An 18,492-nucleotide genomic window follows, 5' to 3' on the forward strand; every position below is an offset into this window, starting at 1 on the left:
GTACTGGCCGAATAGAAAGAAAGACCATGACCAAAAATATCTTCACTGGCACGATGCCGGCCCTCATGACCCCATGCAAAGCTGACCGCACGCCTGATTACGACGCCCTCGTGCGCAAAGGAAAAGAGATGATCGACGCGGGCATGTCCGCGGTTGTCTATTGCGGCTCCATGGGGGACTGGCCCCTTCTTACCGACGAAGAGCGCATGGAAGGCGTTGAGCGGCTGGTAAAGGCTGGCGTCCCCGTTGTTGTCGGTACGGGCGCGATCAATTCGAAGTCCGCAGTTGCCCATGCTGCCCACGCCCAAAAGGTTGGTGCTGTTGGCCTTATGGTCATTCCTCGCGTGCTGTCGCGCGGTTCCTCGATTGACGCGCAGCGCAATCACTTCAAAGCAATCCTGACAGCCGCGCCGGATGTGCCCGCTATCATCTACAACAGCCCAGTCTATGGCTTCGCCACCCGCGCAGACCTGTTCCTTGCGCTGCGCGCGGAGCATCCAAACCTCATCGGCTTCAAAGAATTCGGCGGCAAAAGCGACCTGCGCTATGCGGCGGAGCATATCACCTCCAAAGACGATCAGGTCACGCTCATGGTTGGCGTTGATACCGAGGTTTATCACGGCTTCGTCAACTGCGGCGCGACCGGCTCGATTACTGGTATCGGTACCGCCCTGCCCAAAGAGGCTCTGTTGCTCGCAGCGCTTTCACAAAAAGCCGCTGCAGGTCATGCCGAAGCTCGTATGCGCGCCCGTGAATTGGAAGAAGCCTTTGGCGTTCTGGCCAGTTTTGACGAGGGAACAGACCTTGTTCTGTATTACAAATACTTGCTCGTCCTGAATGGCGAAGAGGAATACCGTCTCCACTTCAACGAAACTGACGAACTTACTGACGCCCAGCGCAACTATTGCGAGCAGCAGTACACTCTGTTCCGCACATGGTTTGCCGATTGGTCCAAGCAAGGCGGAGTCATCGCTGAATGCATGTCATAGACAGCCATACTGGCGGAGAACCTACACGGGTTATTCTGGATGACGGCCCCGACCTTGGGAACGGGCCGCTTGCAGAGCGCGCGCAACGTTTGGCGCGCGATCATGCTGAATTTTATCAATCGGTGATGTGCGAACCGCGCGGACAGCCCGCAATGGTTGGCGCTCTTGTGGTAGAGCCGGTGGATCCAAGCTGCGTGACGGGCGTAATCTATTTTGACGCGGGCGCGGTGCTTGGCATGTGTGGTCACGGCACGATCGGCCTGACGGTAACGCTTGCGCATCTCGGGCGGATCGGCCTTGGCCGCCACAAAATTGAAACCCCAGCTGGCATTGTCGAAGTGGAGCTTTCCGATCCGAATACAGTAACTGTGACCAATATCGAGAGCCGCCGTATTCACAAGGATGTAACGCTTGATGTTCCGGAACTTGGCCCGATCACTGGCGATGTTGCCTATGGCGGCAACTGGTTCTTTATCGTTGATCCGGCCCCCCTACCCGTTCATCCAGAGAATATTCGCGCCCTCACTGACACCGCAATCGCCATACGCACCGCCGCCATTACTGCGGGGATTGGTGGTGAGAACGGCGAACCGATTGATCATGTGATCTTTCAGGACACACCCGACGACCCGACCATCCATAGCCGAAATTTCGTACTCTGCCCTGACGACACATATGATCGCTCACCTTGTGGGACAGGAAGCTCTGCGCGGCTGGCTTGTTTAGCGGCTGATGAAGCGCTCGCGCCTGAAGAAGAGATCATCCAAGAAAGCGTGATCGGCAGCGCGTATCGGCTCTCCTATACCGCGGGAAACTCAGGCGGCGTAATCCCCCGCCTGACGGGGCAAGCATATGTTATGGCAGAATCCCGTTTACTGTTTGATGTAAAAGACCCATTCAAAAACGGAATTCCATCGGCTCCGGTCAATCCGATCGACGGCTAAGGCGACCGCAAAAAGAGGCAGGCTATGAACAGCGAGATCATCGTCATTGGCGCCGGGATAATCGGTATCTCCGCCGCGCTTGAACTTCGACAACGTGGCTTTGACGTTTGCGTCGTAGATCGCGAAGGTGTTGCGGCGGAAGCCTCGCAAGGTAACGCAGGCGCCTTTGCATTCTCTGATTTTGAACCCCTCGCCACGCCCGGTATCATGCTCAAGGCACCCAAATGGTTGCTTGATCCAACTGGCCCGCTCTCTATACCGCCCGCTTATGCCACGAAGATCGCGCCTTGGATGTGGCGCTTTGCTATGGCGAGCAACAAGCGGCAGTACGACAGGGCTGTTTCGGCTCACGCGAGCCTTATGGCCCTGTCGCGCGAGGCGTTGAAGCGTCAAATTGAAACCACAAATGGCGCAGATTTCATCCTACCCAAAGGCGAGCTGCAACTGCACGAAAGCGAAGCCGAATATCGCGCGGCACTTCGTGTTTGGGAGGCGCGGAGCACGCATGGCGTCACCTATACCAAGCTTGAAAGCCCCGATGCGATTGCCGAAGTCCAGCCGGGACTAAGCCCGCGCTTTACCCATGGGGTATTCACCCCAGATTGGCTCGGCGTAACGGATCCGAAGCTCTGGACAGAGCATCTCGCAAAGGCCTTCATCAACGCGGGCGGTCGCATCGCGCGCGCAGAAGTTCGCTCCGTAGAGCACAGCAGCGAAGGCGTTTCCCTCACAACTTCGAGCGAGAAATTACAGGCCAGGCAAGTTGTCATTGCCTCTGGCGCATGGTCCCATTTCCTTACCCGCACGCTGGGAGACCGTTTGCCACTTGAAACCGAGCGCGGCTACAACACAACACTTCCTGCTGGCGCGTTTGACCTAAAGACGCAGATTACGTTCTCTGCCCACGGCTTCGTTGCAAGCAAGATCGGCGAAGGCATTCGCGTTGGTGGCGCTGTGGAGCTCGGCGGCCTCAAACTTGCGCCAAACTATAAGCGCGCTGAAGTCCTTCTGGACAAAGCCAAACAGTTCATGCCCGCACTAGATACCGAGGGCGGCAAACAGTGGATGGGTTTTCGCCCTTCTATGCCCGATAGCCTTCCCGTCATTGGCACCGCACCAAAAACACCAAATGTGCATTACGCCTTCGGACATGGGCATCTCGGCTTAACCCAATCCGCGGGAACAGCCGAACTCATTGCCGATATGGTTGAGCGCAAATCTTCCAAGATTTCTTTAGAGCCGTTCGCGCCCAATCGCTTTTAATCCACGCCAAGAAAGACCCCGCAATGCGCAGCAGCAAGACAATTCATGTGATTTCGGCCCATGCCGAAGGCGAAGTTGGCGACGTTATTGTTGGCGGCGTTACCCCACCACCAGGTGAAACGATCTGGAATCAACGGAGCTTCATCGCCAATGACGGAGTTCTACGCAACTTCGTTCTGAACGAGCCGCGTGGTGGCGTATTTCGCCATGTGAACCTACTGGTGCCACCCAAACATCCAGACGCCGACGCGGCCTTCATAATCATGGAGCCAGAAGACACACCCCCAATGTCCGGCTCGAATTCGATTTGCGTTTCAACGGTGCTGCTTGATGGCGGGATAATCCCAATGCAAGAGCCCGAAACCCACCTAACACTCGAAGCACCGGGCGGACTGGTTCGAGTGCGCGCACTCTGCAAGAACGGCAAGGCCGAGCGCATTTTCGTACAAAACCTCCCCAGCTTTGCCGACAAAATCGAGGTGCCGCTTGAAGTTGACGGACTTGGTACAATCACCGTCGATACGGCCTATGGCGGAGACAGCTTTGTTGTTGTGAACGCGGAGGCGCTTGGCTTTGAGATCGTCGAAAGAGAGGCGAAGGAGATTGCAAAACTGGGCGTCAAAATCACCGATGCCGCCAACGAACAACTTGGCTTCACCCACCCCGAAAACTCGGATTGGGATCACATCTCTTTCTGCGCGTTCTGCGGCCCTGTTAGCAAAACAGAAACTGGATTAACCGGAAAATCTGCCGTTGCAATCCAACCAGGCAAAGTCGATCGATCCCCAACAGGAACAGCCGTTTCTGCGCGGATGGCACTGATGGCGGCAAAAGGGCAACTGCAGCAAGGGCAGACTTTCGAGGCCGTCTCAATCATCGGTTCAAGGTTTACGGGCCAAATTGTGGGCCCCGCCAAAGTCGGAGGCCGCGACGCAATTGTTCCGGAAATTTGCGGGCGCGGCTGGATTACTGGCACCCACCAACACATGCTTGACCCAAGCGATCCGTGGCCCGAAGGCTATCAGCTCTCGGATACTTGGGGCGCGTGATCTAAGCAGTTAGATTACGCAAATCGTCCAGCAACGCGGCAGGCACTTCGACATAGCCGCGCTCTTGGTTACGTTTACGCGCTTCAAACCGCCGTTGCGACGGGAGCCGCGCGCCCTGATCCACGATATCCGCGAAAAGTCGCTCTGCACGCGCGTCGTTTGCTGCTGCTTTGCCGCCACTGAATTGCTCTGGATCAAACGCCAGAATGATTTGCCCATGATAAGGCGCGCCGCCCTTCCCCTCAGCAAACTCCATGCTTTCCATGCTGGTCAGATCGTCGATCAACGGTCCCGCAAGCAGCTCGATCATGATCGAAAGGGCAGAGCCCTTGTAGCTCCCAAAGGTTAACATCGCTCCATCAAGCGCCGCCTGTGGGTCTGTTGTTGGCGCTCCGTTTGCGTCTACCGCGACACCCTCTGGAAGCGGCTTACCCGCGCGTTTGTAAAGCTCGATCTCTCCGCGAGCAAAGGCGCTCGTGGCGAAGTCGAATGTGAAAGGAGACTTCCCAGACCGCGGCCACGAAAACGCCAGCGGGTTTGTCCCAAGCGTGCCGCGCGTTCCGCCAGCCGGCGCAACCCAAGAGTGGCTCGGCACCATAGACATGCCCGCCAATCCAACCGCTGAAAGCTGTTCGACTTCCGGCCAAAGCGCCGAAAAGTGGAAGCAATTATTAACGGCCATCGCCGCAATCCCAAATTTCTGCGTTTTGGTGATCAAGTGCGGCATCGCCTTCTCGACCGCGAGCAGAGACATCGCGCCCCGCGCATCAACCCGCACGATTGCGTTGTCTGACTCCGCTAAAACAGGCTCTGCATTGCCGTCTATTTTACCGGCTTTCATTGTTTCATGACACATGAACAAACGAAACAGCCCGTGCGACTGACAATCATCCAGTTGGCACGTATACAGCATATCCGCAATCGCCGAGGCATGGTTGCGGCCGTATCCGACTTTCTCCAGAATTTCTGTGGAAATTTCCCGAATATCATTCAGGTTGATCCGAACCGTATCTGCCATTTGTGTCTCCGCCCTTGCATTTATGGATACTGGATACAATAATCCGGCAACGACAGGCAATCGCCTTAACAGCAAAAAAGTCGCCATTTCAGTTGGAAAATCAGCGCTGAGGCGGTATTTGTATCCAAAATTCAAGACGAGGGAGAAGACCCAATGGCCGGAAAGCGCTCCGTATCCAAGCAAAGCCTGCCGGAGCAGATTGCGAACGACCTTCGGGAACGGATCCTAAGCGGGGAAATGGCAGAAGGCGAGCCGATCCGGCAAGAGGCCCTAGCCGAAGAGTATGACGTTTCGCGCATGCCGATCCGCGAGGCGCTGAAGCGGCTGAATGCGGAAGGCTTGATTCAATGGGCCAATAACCGTGGCGGCACCGTTACCAAACACTCTCTTGAAGAAATCGGCGAGATATTTGATTTGCGCATTCTGATCGAAGTGGATCTGTTTCGCCGTGCGATCCCATCAATGACAAAAGAGGATTTCGACGATTGCGATCAAATCCTGACCCAGATGGAAACCTCGTATGACGAAGATGATGTCGCTCGCTGGGGAACGCTTAATCACGCCTATCACACCGCGCTATATGCAGCAGCAGATCGTGGCCTGACAACAGAATTGCTTGACCGGATCAACGTTCAATCCGACCGCTATATCCGCCTGCACCTTAGCGTGATGAAACAGCGCGAACCTGCAAAAGCCGAACATCGGCAGCTTTTGGAATTCGCGCGAAATGGCCAAATTGAAGAGGGCTGCGCGCTCCTCTCTGCTCATATCGGGCGCACCAAGGACCAACTCCTCGAAATGATCGAGGCAAAACGCACCGCAGAAGAATAAGCGAATTTCAGAATGAACGCGCAACAGAGGATAAGTTCGCTCTGCGGTCCATTTTGATCACGATCCATAAGAGGCAAAATACAACATGGTAAATTCTAAGGCCCAGAGCTGGTCATTTGAATGGGATCGCGGGCGCGGCGAAGTTGCGGCACTTGGTGGTATGCTTGGCCCAGTGAAGTTCTCGCTGGCGGATGGGCGCATTGTTCAGCCCTTCGCGATTGCGCCATGGGGCGATGAGCCCGACGCTCCAGCGGATATGCCCGGAATTTTGCGGCGTTTGCGGGGGGAGTGGCCATGCGTGCCTTTTGGAATGACTACGCCACCAGATAACCTTGTAAACGGCTGGGAACCGGCAGCGGACATAAACACCGAATTTCACAAAGACCCCCACGGTGTTTCCTCAAACGTCGACTGGAGCCTGCGCAAGCATTTCGGCACTGGCGTTGAAATTGAAGTTAGCTACCCATCTAATCATCCCGTGGAAAAGCTTGTTCGTCGCATCGAGGGCCGCAAAGGCGAGGCCGCCTTAGACATAACGCTCGAAATCTACATGAAAAAAGAAGCAAGCCTGCCAATCGGATTGCATCCCGTTTTCGCACTCCCGCGGATGCCCGGCGCGGCGCGTCTTGATATTCCGTCTGCAAAGAGCGGGCATATCTATCCAACCGAGGTTGAACCGAATGTTTCAAAACTCTTGCCTGGCGGGGTTTCAACCGACCTAACCGCAATGCCCACTGCAGATGGTGACGCAATCGACATTACCGCCCTGCCTTTCGCCTATCAAACCGAGGAATTGGTGCAGGTTGCCGTTACTGAAGGGTTTGCGAAGCTGGCCAATACAGATGAGGAATATTCCGTCGACCTAAACTGGAACGCAGCGCATTACCCGTTCTGTCTTCTTTGGATGTCAAATGGAGGCCGCGGCTTCGCTCCGTGGAACAACCGCCACTATGCCCTTGGGATCGAGCCGGTTGCCTCTGTCTTTGACCTTGGCCCCAGCCATAGCTGCAACCCCGATTCCGCGTTGGCCAAGCACGGCCCTACTTCGCAACGCCTCACGCCGTCCGAACCATTCCGCACGGCGTATTCCATTTCGGTTTCGCCGAGCTAGCCCTCGACGCGCCGTTTCCATTCAGAGGCGTAAGTTTGCAAACGATCAAGAGCAGCGCCGCTTGGCTTTTGCACAGGAGCGGTGTTTGTTCTGCCCTTAACAGGCAACAACATCGCCGCACCGACGCTTGTTCCTGTTGCGGAGGATGCCGTTTCAATCCCGCCGCTGCGCAAGACAGAAAGCATCGCAAGATAGTCTTGGTTGCGTGCGAACGGCCCTTCGATGATCGTCGGTCCAGCGCCGCCAGCCAGTTCAAGGCATGTGTGCGTCATTAGCGCAAGATAGAGCGACAACGCATAAATGCGCGCGCCGTCCGTTTCGGGCGGGTTGATCCACTCGGCGGTACGGCCCGCAAACGGGCCACTGTTATCAACAACTGCAGGAAGCAGCATCGTACCAGCGTCATGAACCGCATCGCGGTCCGCATCCGTTGGAACCGCGTCAGACCCATCACGGATGAGCTCGAACTCGCGCCCTCCCATGAACCGTGCGGATGGAACCGGAGACCCAAAGGCATTCACATTCACCAACGAATCCCGCTCAGGATCAAGGTTTTGCGCCGACCCACCAATTGCAAGGCACACGACCCACGTTCCTGTTGAAACCACACAGAACTGCCCCTGCTGTTTACGCAGATGGGGCACAAGAGAGGCGTTGCTGTCGTGGATGCCACACGCAACCGGCGTGTCTTGCGGAATGCCCGTTGCCGCCGATACTTCGGGCAAAAGAGGGCCAAGAATATCAGATGATTTTTGTGCGGGCGCGATCTTGTCGGCGATGCCAAGGTGCTCCGCCAGCGCAGAAGCTTCGCCTGTCCACGGGTTCCAGAGATCAGTATGACACCCGAGCGAGGTTACATCACAAGCCCAGCGCCCCGTGAGCCGCTGCCCCCAATATTGCGGATAGGTTATGACATGTGCGGTGCGGTCTTTTAAGGCTGGGTCTTGGTGAAACAGCCAATGAATTTGCGCCCCGACGTTCAATCCGCCAGGCAGTCGCGCAGAGCCAGTCTCGGCAAACGGCGGGCGCAGCGCGTTGTATTCCTCAGCCACTCCATCCGGCCCATCGTGTTCATAATCCAGCATTGGCGTTGCCAGATCACCTGCTTCATCGAGCAGAACAATCGACGCCCCATGCGTTGTGATCGAGATCGCATCAATCCCGTATTCAGCATGGAAGGCTTTGAGCTGCTCAAGGAAAAACTTCCAATGACGCTCAAGATCGAAATGCGGATAAGGCGGACCTGCGAGAACCGTATTGGGCTGGGTCACGACCGCTATCTCGTTCAGGGTTTGCCCATCAACGAGCGCCAGTTTCGCGTTGGTTTTGCCCACATCGATAACGGCGATATGTTCGGGGTGCGCGAGGGGCTGTGTCATGCCAGATGAAAGACCTTTTCCAAATCCGTAACTACGGGGCTGTTGTCAGGGTTGCTTTCCATGATGTCCGCCATATGCGCCCACCATTTCTTCATAACGGGGTGATTGGGAAGATCGTCCATCCCGTGATCACCGCTCCGCCACAGGACACCGAAAAGCTGCCGCGTTTGTGGATGATAGTGAATAGAATAGTCCTCGATACCCGCGTCTTTCAGAAGATCGACCAACTCTGGCCAGATTTCGTCATGGCGCCGGCGATATTCGTCGAGTTTACCCTCGTGAAGGGTCATGCAGAAAGCAACTTTTTCCATGCCTAACCTCAAGATTTGCGCCGCATCGCCCAAAGGCGCGGCAATGCAATTACTCCGATTAACAACAGGCCGATAAAGATCGACATCACAATCCCCGGCACATTGAGCAGCCCAAGTCCGAAGGTCACGAGGCCCATAACGAAGGCCGCAATCACAACACCGGGAATAGAGCCAGAGCCACCGAGGATATTAACGCCACCAAGCACAACCATCGTGACGATCTCCAGCTCCATACCGGAGGCGATTGAAGGCCGAGTCGAGCCAAGCCGCGAGGTCAAGCAAACTGCCGCAAGGCCAGACATAAGGCCCGTCAGCAAGAACAGGATCATCTTAACCCGATCCACACGGATACCAGAGAACAGCGCGCCTGTTGGGTTATTACCAATCGCGTAAACCATGCGCCCGAAATTGGTTTTATGAAGCACTACGCCAAAGATTACCGCGAGGATAGCAAAGATCACGAACTCGACGGTGATGACCCAGAAGACATAGCCCTGCCCGAACCACGAGAAGCTCTCGGGATAGCCACGGAAGGCTCCGTCGCCAAGGATGATGTAACTGATCCCGCGAAACAGGCTCATCGTACCGATGGTCACAACGATCGACGGCAAGCCAAGTTTGGTTACAAGCGCACCATTAAACGCGCCACAAAGCAAACCCGTACCCAGCCCAACCAGCACAAGAACTGGCGTCCCTGCGCCCATCTCCATCGCGACACCCATCGCCGTAGAAGCAAGCGCAATAATCGCCGCAACAGAGAGGTCAATCTCGCCAGAGATGATGAGCAGCGCCATAGCAAAGGCGATCATCGCCTTTTCGGTAAAGTTGAATGTCGCGTCCGACAGGTTCCACGCATTGAGAAAGTACGGAGACGCAAGCGAGTTGAAGATAAAGATGCCAATCCCAACCGCGAGGAGAAGGCTTTCCCAGCTTACGAGTTTCGCCTGAAGAGGAGAGCGCAGCCGGTCTGGGATGTGACGGGGTGTGTTTTCAGCAAGGCTCATTGTGCATGCTCCGCAGATTTAAGGATAACACGGCCTTTCGAGCGGCCAGATTTTGCGTTGAACGCAACGGCGATGATGATCGCAGCGCCAGAGATCGCGAGCTGCCAGAACGGTGAAACATCGACGACCGGAAGCGCGTTTTTGACGACGCCAAGAAAGAGCGCGCCAAGCAACGTGCCAACAACGGTTCCTGCGCCCCCTGCAATAGAAACGCCGCCAATCACACAGGCCGCCACAACATCAAGCTCAAAGCCGCCCGCGATATCAACATAGGCCACCGAATACCGAGCAACCCAGAGGTAGCCAGTCAGACCAGCCAACATTCCAGAGATCACAAAGGCTTTGAATTGGGTCTTACCCACATCAATACCCGTATAGACCGCCGCATGAGGGTTGCCGCCAACAGCATAAACCGCGCGGCCAAGTGTAGTTCGCGCCATGACAACCATCATGACAATCGCAATCACAACGCCTATCCAGCCAAGCACCGGCATGCCGAGGAATTCGGCGCGCGGGAACCCTGTAAAGGTCGGGCTCATCTCGTGGGCGTTGATCCACTTTCCTTCAGTCAGAAGGAAGATCACGCCACGGAAAATTGTCATCGTACCAAGCGTTACAACGATTGGCGGAATGTTAAGTTTCCAGACCAGAATACCGTTGATCGCACCAAGGGCAGACCCCATCACAAGCGCAATCACAAGAATAACTGCCACGGGAAGATCGGGCGCGGCCACGTTGATCATGGCGCAGACCATACCTGTAAGCGCAAGGTTCGCGGCCACTGAAAGATCAATACAGCGGGTAAGAATAACCACCATCTGACCCATCGCGAGGATCATGAGAGGCGTTGTATCGGTGAACACCGCAACGAGATTTCCCGGAGCAACAAAGCCCGGAAACCGCGTTGCGATCAGAGCCACGAGGGCAAAGATGGCGCCAAATAGTATGGCTTCGCGAGATTTGAGCGCGCTCATGCTGCATCTCCTGTTGATTTGATGCCAACGGCGTGGCGAACAAGGGTTTCCGGCTTCATGTCATCCCCTTCAAGCTCGGCGACCATCCGGCCCTCTCGCATCACGATCACACGATCGGACATACCAAGAATTTCAGGAATTTCAGAACTGACCATAATGACCGAAAGCCCCTCGGATGCGAGCTCGGACATGAAGTCATGAACAGCGGCCTTAGAGCCAATATCAATCCCCTTAGTCGGTTCATCCAAAATGATGACACGCGGTTTCGTTGCCAGCCATTTGGCAATCACGACCTTCTGTTGGTTTCCGCCAGAGAGCGCACCCACGTTGGTATCAAGTGACGCCGCCCGAAGGTCGAGCCGCTCGGTATATTCGCGTGCCAGAGCGAATTCATTGGCCAGTTGAATAAAGCCATCGCGCGACGTTTTCTTCAGCGACGGAAGCGTCACGTTCTGGAAGATCGGCATATCAAGGATTGCGCCCTGTTTGCCGCGATCTTCGGGAACGTAAACGATACCCGCATCGATCGCCTCGGCCGGAGAGCGGATCACCCGCACATCGCCATTGATATTCACTGCGCCTTTGGACGGGCGGGTGATACCGATAAGCGACTGCATAAATTCTGAACGACCCGCGCCAACAAGCCCGTAGAACCCGAGGATTTCGCCTTTGCGGAGCGTAAAGTTGATGTCTTCAAACTCTGTTGGGTGGCTATAGCCAGCAACAGTAAGAACTTCTTCGCCAATTTCGGCTTCACGCTTGGGGAATAGCTGCTCAACCGCGCGGCCAACCATCATCTGCACCAAGTCAGCCTCTTTAACGTCTTTCATAAGACCCGCACCAACATATTGCCCATCGCGGAACACAGTGTAGCGATCCGCAATACGGAAAATCTCGTCGAACTTGTGCGAGATAAAGAGGATCGCTTTACCCTGCGCTTTCAACGTATCGACCAATTCGTAAAGTTCTTCGATCTCGGTCTGGCTGAGCGCGGCGGTTGGCTCGTCCATTATCACGACCTGCGCCTCGACCGACAGCGCGCGAGAAATCGCAACAAGATGTCGGGAAGCAATACCTAGGTCTTTTAGTTTCACATGAGCGTCGATCTTGGCGCCGATGGAATTAAGAATTTCGGTTGTCCGGTCAAACATCGCCTTCTTGTCGATGAGGCCGAACTTGTTTTTGGGGGCATGGCCGATAAAGACGTTTTCGGCAACGCTCAACTCGTCAAACAAAACCGTTTCCTGATGGATCGCCGTAACGCCCGCATCCGCTGCATCCTGCGGCGTGGTAAAGCGAACCGGCGCGCCATTCAAAAGAATGCTGCCGCCATCAGGCTGGTAAATCCCAGTCAGGGTTTTCACCACAGTCGATTTACCCGCACCGTTTTCGCCGATGAGCGCCGTGACTTCACCTGCGTAAAGCTCCAGCTCTACGCCATCCAGCGCTTTGACACCCGGAAAAGACTTGGTGATGCCGTCAAGCTTCAGAACGGCTCCGCCCTGCGTTTTGACATCTGGTTTTTGTGTAAGGTCTTGCATGAACACATCCCCGTAGCGGCTCGCATTGAGCAGCTTGTTCGTTTGGGCAGTGGGGCGGCGAAATGCTACGCCGCCCCTGCCAATCGATTTAAGTAATCAGAATATCTTAGAAGATATCCTTGAAGTCATCGATGTTGCTGGAGTCGTATACAAACGGATCGGCCATCGCGGCGGCGTTTGTGTCGTCCAGCGTGATGGTACCCATGCGACCAATGGAGATTTCCGCACCTGGCTCGGCTGTTGCTGCTTCAGTTGCAAGCTGGTGAGCAAGCATTGTTGCAGAGTAACCGAGATCAATCGGGTTCCAGATTGCGAAGGACTTGGACGCACCGCTTTCGATCGCACCCGCCATTTCAGACGGCAGACCGAGACCAGTTACGTTGACTTCGCCGATCTTGCCAGCATCAGCAACGGCTTGTGCTGCCGCAACGATACCAACAGAAGTTGGCGCGATGATCGCATCAAGATCCGGGTGGGATTGCATAAGGCCAGTGGCCTCACGATAGGATTTATCGGCAAGGTCATCACCGTAAACAGTCGCAACAACTTCGATGCCAGGGTAATCGCCCATGACCTTGTTCATCTCTTCGATCCAGACGTTCTGGTTTGTCGAAGTTGTAGTCGCCGAAAGAACAGCAACTTCACCACCATCAGGCAGGTGATCAGCAGCGAGTTTGATGATCATGTTGCCGATGAGTGGGTTCGATGACGGGTTAAGGTGCGCCTGACGGCCATCCTCTGCAACGCCAGAGTCCCAAGACACAACAGTGATGCCGCGCTGCATGGCTTTCTTAAGTGTCGGCACAAGAGCGTCAGTGTCGTTGGCGGAGATTGCAATCGCATCAACGTTCTGCGCGATCAGCGAGTTGATCACTTCGATCTGGCCTTCGGCAGTTGTGTCGGTTGGACCAGTGTAAATGATCTCTACACCGCCAAGCTCTTCGGCAGCTTCTTCAGCGCCTTTCGCAGCAGCCTCAAAGAAGCCGATGCCAAGAGCCTTTACAACAAGCGCAATGCGCATGTCTTCGGCGGATGCGGGGCCTGCAAACAAACCTGCAGCAACGGCCGCAGATGCGAGAAGTTTGGTTAGTTTCATTGGATTTCCTCCCTTTGGTTCCAAAACATTTGCAGCTCCGCTTTCATGTCGGTGATTACGAAGCCACCTCTTCTTTCGAGGCGCCAACTGGCACCACGATCAGTTCGATGTCTGCCGATTCCACCATTGCGGCGTCACGGTCGCTGATACCTTCATCGGTAATCAGCACATCAATCTTATTCAGCGGGCACAGCACGAGGCTGGAGCGCGCTTTGAATTTGCTTGAGTCGACCAAAAGCACGAGCTCATCGGCCTGCCCGATCAGCTTTTGCTCGGCCTGAATGATCAGCGGGTCCGCTTCCATCACGCCAAGTGGCCCAACGCCCTGTGCGCCCATAAACATTCGGCGCGCATAGAAATTGCGGGTCACGTCATTATCGAACGGCGAAAGCACAATCTTTTGCTCCCGATAGATCACCCCGCCTGACATCAAGACGGTGTTTTTCGAGTTCTGGAGAAGGTGCTCGGCAATCGGAAAAGAGTTGGTAAAAACCTGAAAGCGCTTGGTTGTCAGGGGGTGCACCATCTGGAAAGTCGACGTACCGCCATTGATAATGATCGGCTCACCTTCGTCGCACAACTCGACTGCCTTGCGGGCGATTGCTTGCTTTTGCGCGATATTGATCGTTTCATTCACTGCAAAAGGACGACCTGCCAAACCAAGGAATTGATTTGGATGTAACGCCTCTGCTCCGCCACGCACGCGGCGCAGCTTCTTGGCTTTATGCAAAGCAGAAATATCGCGCCGCACTGTCGCCTCGGACGCTCCAGTCATGCTGCACAGCTCCAAAACCGTCGCAACCGGACGGTCCTGTACCGCGGACAGAATGATCCTATGGCGTTCCTTTTCGTGCATTCTTCTCCTCCTGTTGACAGCAACGGTGCCGCAGATGACACACGCATGTCAATCACTAATTGTCATTTTCTTTCATTTATGCCCAAATTTGATCGTTTATGACTATTTATGATTGACATCTTGTCGCAACACGCTCAGTCTCTGACCAAATTTGACCAGACTATCCACGGATCGGGAGGAGATCACAATGACCACCGAAACAACCCAGCTAGCTTCGCTCTGGGATGACGCGAAAGCCGCGAATATGAGCGAGCCAGAAAAGCTTCTGTATCGCTCAAACCTGCTTGGCTCTGACAAGCGCGTAACCAACTATGGTGGTGGCAACACCTCAGCTAAGGTTTTTCAAGCTGATCCGCTTTCCGGCGAAGAAGTCGAAGTACTTTGGGTCAAAGGCTCCGGCGGCGACGTTGGCTCGATCAAAATGGACGGTTTTTCAACACTGTACATGGACAAACTCCGCGCCCTTAAAGGCAAGTATCGCGGCGTTGAATTTGAAGACGAAATGGTCGGCTACCTGCCCCATTGTACGTTCAACCTGAACCCGCGCGCGGCCTCAATCGATACGCCGCTGCACGCTTATGTTCCCAAAGCGCACGTCGATCACATGCACCCTGATGCGATCATCGCGATTGCGGCCTCCAAAGACAGCAAGGCCATGACCAAAGAGATTTTTGGTGACGATATCGGCTGGCTGCCTTGGAAAAAACCGGGCTACGAATTGGGTCTGTGGCTGGAGAAATTCTGCCTAGAGAATCCCGACGCAAAAGGCGTTGTTCTCGAATCACACGGGCTGTTCACATGGGATGACGACGCCAAGACCTGTTACGAGCTGACGCTTGAGATCATCAACAAAGCCATCGCTTACTTCGAAGAGAAAACTGCTGATGTGCCCGCTTTCGGTGGTGCAGTTCACGAAAGTCTTGAAACGAAAGCCCGTCGCGAAGTTGCAGCGAAGCTGATGCCCGCGATTCGTGGTTTTGTTTCCGGTCAGCAGCACATGGTCGGCAACTTTGTAGACTCCGACGCTGTTCTGGAATTCGTGAACGCTAAAGATATGCCTGCCCTCGCGGCACTCGGCACGTCCTGCCCCGATCACTTCCTCCGCACCAAGATTTGCCCGCTGGTTGTTGATTTCGACCCGGCAAAAAACAACATCGACGAAGTGCTTGAAGGTCTCGAAGCTCAGATCGCCAAGTATCGCGAAGGCTACGCGGCATATTACGATCGCTGCAAACACGACGACAGCCCCGCTCTGCGCGACCCGAATGCAGTTGTTTACCTCATTCCTGGCGTGGGCATGATCACCTTCGCCAAGGATCGCGCAACCGCGCGGATTTCGGGCGAGTTCTATGTCAACGCGATCAATGTGATGCGTGGCGCTTCCGCTGTCTCCGAGTACTGCGGCCTTCCCGAACAAGAAGCTTTCGACATCGAATACTGGCTACTTGAAGAAGCCAAGCTCCAGCGGATGCCGAAACCCAAGAGCCTCGCTGGCCAAGTTGCGCTTGTAACTGGTGGTGCTGGCGGCATTGGTTCGGCCACTGCTGAACGCTATCTCTCCGAAGGGGCCTGCGTGATGCTGGCCGACATCAACGAGGATAGCCTCAAGGCAACCTACGACAACCTAACCTCGCGCTATGGCAAAGATGTTGTACGCACCGTTGTCATGAACGTTACCGACGAGGACGCTGTTGCCGCGGCTTACGCCTACACGGCGGTTGAATTTGGCGGCGTCGACATTCTGGTTTCCAATGCAGGCATCGCCTCTTCTGCACCTGTTGAAGAGACAACGCTCGACCTTTGGAACAAGAACATGGATATCCTCTCCACAGGTTACTTCCTCGTGTCGCGTGAAGCGTTCAAGATGATGCGCGTTCAGGATATGGGCGGCTCTGTTGTGTTTGTTGCATCGAAAAACGGTCTCGCAGCCTCGCCGAATGCTGCGGCCTATTGCACAGCCAAAGCATCTGAAATCCACCTTGCCCGCTGCCTCGCGCTTGAGGGTGCAGAGGCTGGGATCCGCGTTAACGTTGTAAACCCTGATGCGGTTCTGCGCGGCTCTAAAATCTGGGAAGGTGAGTGGCTTGACCAACGTGCCGGTACATATGGAACCGACAAAGAGGGCCTTGAGGAGATGTACCGCAACCGCTCCATGCTGAAGCGTTCTGTTCTTCCTGAAGACATTGCCGAGGCGGCCTATTTCTTTGCCTCCGACAAATCGGCAAAATCGACAGGCAACATCGTGAATGTCGACGCAGGCAACGTTCAGGCCTTTACACGCTAAACTATCCCCTCGTGCGGCGTCAGGCTCTGGCGCCCGCGAGGTTTCGGGAGGACATTATGCTAGACAAATCTATTATCGAGGCCGAAAACGCCAAACGCGCCGCGGACCTTGAAACAGACTTCAACCAACTTGCCGAGCGGCTTGACCGCAAGGGCATTGATATCAACGCCATCGTAAAGCGCGCGCAAGGCTTCGGCGTTGCGGTACCATCCTGGGGAACCGGCACGGGCGGAACCCGCTTTGCCCGCTTTCCCGGTGAAGGCGAGCCCGCCAATATCTTCGACAAGCTCGACGATTGCGGTGTGATCCATACGCTCACGTGCGCCGCGCCGTCGGTTTCATTGCACATCCCATGGGACAAGGCCGATCCTGCAGACCTTAAGGCAAAAGCTGACGAATACGGCCTTTCCTTTGACGCGATGAACTCCAACACCTTTCAGGACCAGCCAGATCAGGCACAGTCCTATAAATACGGTTCACTCAGCCACACCAACGAAGAAACTCGTGCGCAGGCGGTCGAGCACAATCTTGAATGCATAGAGATCGGCAAGGCTATCGGTTCCAAGGCGCTGACAGTCTGGATCGGCGATGGCGCGAACTTCCCTGGCCAAACCCATATGGGACGTCAGTTCGAGCGCTATCTCGATTCGATGAAGGCGATTTACAAAGGTCTCCCAGATGATTGGCGGATCTTCTCGGAACACAAAATCTATGAGCCCGCCTTTTATTCTACCGTTGTTCAGGATTGGGGCACCTCGCTACTGACAGCGCAAGAGCTTGGCGAGAAAGCAATGTGTCTCGTTGATCTTGGCCACCACGCGCCGAATGTAAACATCGAGATGATCGTCTCGCGCCTAATCCATGCAGGTAAGCTCGGCGGCTTCCACTTCAACGACAGCAAGTATGGCGATGACGATCTTGATAGCGGCACGATTGACCCCTACCGCCTCTTCCTCGTCTGGAACGAGTTGGTCGATGCCGAAAACACTCCTGGCCTCGACCTCGCGCATATGATCGATCAGTCGCACAATGTGACTGACCCGATTGAAAGCCTGATGGTGTCGTCTATCGAAATCCAACGCGCCTTCGTTCAGGCCTCCTTGGTGGATCGTAAAGCGCTTGCCGGATACCAGTCCGACAACGATGCGCTTATGGCTTCGGCAACCCTGCGTGCGGCCTTCCGCACAGATGTTGATCCGATCCTTGCCAAAGCACGCGAATTGTCTGGTGGTGCGATTCACCCCATCGAGACTTACCGCGCCTCTGGCTATCGCGCCGAAGTTGCCGCAAAACGGCCAAAAGCTGACGGCTCGGGCGGCGGTATCGTCTAACACGGGACCTTCACTCACCGAACACGAACAAACTCGGAGCCAATCAAATGGCTTCGGGTTTTTCGTTTGTTGAGAACGATCGCTCGATCTGTAAATCTAACTGCTTGAGGGGGCGTCAAAACTGCCAGCTTCTGATGGGCAACACCTAGCCCTCCAACAACGCTGCCTGGAACAAGATGCCTTCGCACTTCCCTGATCGCCACATGGAAGCCTACCTCGATTACGACGAGCCGACCTGCGTTACGATCCTGAATGGAACGGCGAAATCCTCGCGCGTATGCCCGCTGGTCGCTGGGGAGTCCTTGATGACATCGCTGGCACCACAGTTTCGCTCGCCTTTCCAGCGGCGGATGACATCCACGAGGCGATCCAGAACGCCAAAGATGGCTTGCTCGCCCGATAGGAGCGTGATGAATAACGCCCCTGCCAAAACGCGGGCGAGGAACCCATTTCAATTGCAAAAATCGGGTAGGCGAATTCTCGGCCCAGAGCCGCCAGCAAGAAAATTCTG

Annotated in this window: 17 protein-coding genes; 8 read left to right on the forward strand and 9 right to left on the reverse strand. The window is 55.2% G+C overall.

What is annotated here, in order from left to right; translation table 11 throughout:
* Window positions 1–26: 26 nt before the first annotated feature.
* From OU789_RS11575 to OU789_RS11590, 4 genes are read left to right on the forward strand one after another with little or no spacing between them, the layout of a single operon-like run.
* Entirely contained in the window at window positions 27–989 is a 963-nt protein-coding gene (locus OU789_RS11575) for a dihydrodipicolinate synthase family protein (protein WP_274655744.1), read from the forward strand.
* A complete protein-coding gene (locus OU789_RS11580) occupies window positions 977–1,933 on the forward strand; it encodes a 4-hydroxyproline epimerase (protein ID WP_274655745.1) in 957 nt (318 codons plus the stop codon). Before OU789_RS11575 ends, OU789_RS11580 begins: the two co-directional genes overlap by 13 nt.
* A 24-nt stretch (window positions 1,934–1,957) precedes the next feature.
* Entirely contained in the window at window positions 1,958–3,196 is a 1,239-nt protein-coding gene (locus OU789_RS11585; RefSeq protein WP_274655746.1) for an NAD(P)/FAD-dependent oxidoreductase, read from the forward strand.
* Window positions 3,197–3,219: 23 nt separating this feature from the next.
* A complete protein-coding gene (locus tag OU789_RS11590) occupies window positions 3,220–4,245 on the forward strand; it encodes a trans-3-hydroxy-L-proline dehydratase (protein WP_274655747.1) in 1,026 nt (341 codons plus the stop codon).
* 1 nt (window position 4,246) lies between these two features.
* On the opposite strand, the gene OU789_RS11595 is transcribed toward OU789_RS11590, so the two are convergent.
* Entirely contained in the window at window positions 4,247–5,263 is a 1,017-nt protein-coding gene (locus tag OU789_RS11595; protein WP_274655748.1) for an Ldh family oxidoreductase, read from the reverse strand.
* 153 nt (window positions 5,264–5,416) lie between these two features.
* On the opposite strand from OU789_RS11595, the gene OU789_RS11600 reads away from it, so the two are divergent.
* Both OU789_RS11600 and OU789_RS11605 read left to right on the forward strand, forming a co-directional pair.
* The gene (locus OU789_RS11600) at window positions 5,417–6,094 is read left to right on the forward strand and encodes a GntR family transcriptional regulator (RefSeq protein WP_274655749.1); all 678 of its coding nucleotides are present in this window, start codon (window positions 5,417–5,419) and stop codon (window positions 6,092–6,094) included.
* Between the two features lie 85 nt (window positions 6,095–6,179).
* On the forward strand, window positions 6,180–7,205 hold the full coding sequence (locus tag OU789_RS11605) for a hypothetical protein (protein WP_274655750.1): 1,026 nt from the start codon (window positions 6,180–6,182) through the stop codon (window positions 7,203–7,205).
* Here OU789_RS11605 and OU789_RS11610 read toward each other — a convergent pair.
* From OU789_RS11610 to OU789_RS11640, 7 genes are all read right to left on the reverse strand, one after another.
* Complete coding sequence (locus OU789_RS11610; protein WP_274655751.1) at window positions 7,202–8,584, reverse strand: FGGY-family carbohydrate kinase; 1,383 nt, start codon at window positions 8,582–8,584, stop codon at window positions 7,202–7,204. The genes OU789_RS11605 and OU789_RS11610 overlap by 4 nt on opposite strands.
* Complete coding sequence (gene rhaM, locus OU789_RS11615) at window positions 8,581–8,895, reverse strand: L-rhamnose mutarotase (RefSeq protein WP_263952305.1); 315 nt, start codon at window positions 8,893–8,895, stop codon at window positions 8,581–8,583. Before rhaM ends, OU789_RS11610 begins: the two co-directional genes overlap by 4 nt.
* 8 nt (window positions 8,896–8,903) lie before the next feature.
* On the reverse strand, window positions 8,904–9,899 hold the full coding sequence (locus OU789_RS11620) for an ABC transporter permease (protein ID WP_263952304.1): 996 nt from the start codon (window positions 9,897–9,899) through the stop codon (window positions 8,904–8,906).
* Window positions 9,896–10,873 carry an ABC transporter permease gene (locus OU789_RS11625; RefSeq protein ID WP_263952303.1) on the reverse strand — a complete coding sequence of 326 codons (978 nt, stop codon included), beginning with the start codon at window positions 10,871–10,873 and terminating at the stop codon, window positions 9,896–9,898. Before OU789_RS11625 ends, OU789_RS11620 begins: the two co-directional genes overlap by 4 nt.
* The gene (locus OU789_RS11630; protein ID WP_274655752.1) at window positions 10,870–12,414 is read right to left on the reverse strand and encodes a sugar ABC transporter ATP-binding protein; all 1,545 of its coding nucleotides are present in this window, start codon (window positions 12,412–12,414) and stop codon (window positions 10,870–10,872) included. The genes OU789_RS11625 and OU789_RS11630 overlap by 4 nt, the downstream gene beginning before the upstream one ends.
* 106 nt (window positions 12,415–12,520) lie before the next feature.
* On the reverse strand, window positions 12,521–13,510 hold the full coding sequence (gene rhaS / locus OU789_RS11635; protein ID WP_263952301.1) for a rhamnose ABC transporter substrate-binding protein: 990 nt from the start codon (window positions 13,508–13,510) through the stop codon (window positions 12,521–12,523).
* Window positions 13,511–13,565: 55 nt separating this feature from the next.
* Entirely contained in the window at window positions 13,566–14,366 is an 801-nt protein-coding gene (locus tag OU789_RS11640) for a DeoR/GlpR family DNA-binding transcription regulator (protein ID WP_263952300.1), read from the reverse strand.
* Window positions 14,367–14,553: 187 nt separating this feature from the next.
* Here OU789_RS11640 and OU789_RS11645 point away from each other — a divergent pair, with 187 nt between their 5' ends.
* Together OU789_RS11645 and rhaI are read left to right on the forward strand one after the other, a co-directional pair.
* On the forward strand, window positions 14,554–16,650 hold the full coding sequence (locus OU789_RS11645; protein ID WP_274655753.1) for a bifunctional rhamnulose-1-phosphate aldolase/short-chain dehydrogenase: 2,097 nt from the start codon (window positions 14,554–14,556) through the stop codon (window positions 16,648–16,650).
* Window positions 16,651–16,706: 56 nt separating this feature from the next.
* Complete coding sequence (gene rhaI, locus OU789_RS11650) at window positions 16,707–17,981, forward strand: L-rhamnose catabolism isomerase (protein ID WP_274655754.1); 1,275 nt, start codon at window positions 16,707–16,709, stop codon at window positions 17,979–17,981.
* A 220-nt stretch (window positions 17,982–18,201) separates the two neighbouring features.
* On the opposite strand, the gene OU789_RS11655 is transcribed toward rhaI, so the two are convergent.
* A complete protein-coding gene (locus OU789_RS11655; RefSeq protein WP_274655755.1) occupies window positions 18,202–18,411 on the reverse strand; it encodes a hypothetical protein in 210 nt (69 codons plus the stop codon).
* Between the last annotated feature and the right edge of the window lie 81 nt (window positions 18,412–18,492).

Origin of the sequence: Halocynthiibacter sp. C4 (assembly GCF_028823805.1) — a bacterium.
GTDB classification, from domain to species: Bacteria; Pseudomonadota; Alphaproteobacteria; order Rhodobacterales; family Rhodobacteraceae; genus Falsihalocynthiibacter; species Falsihalocynthiibacter halioticoli.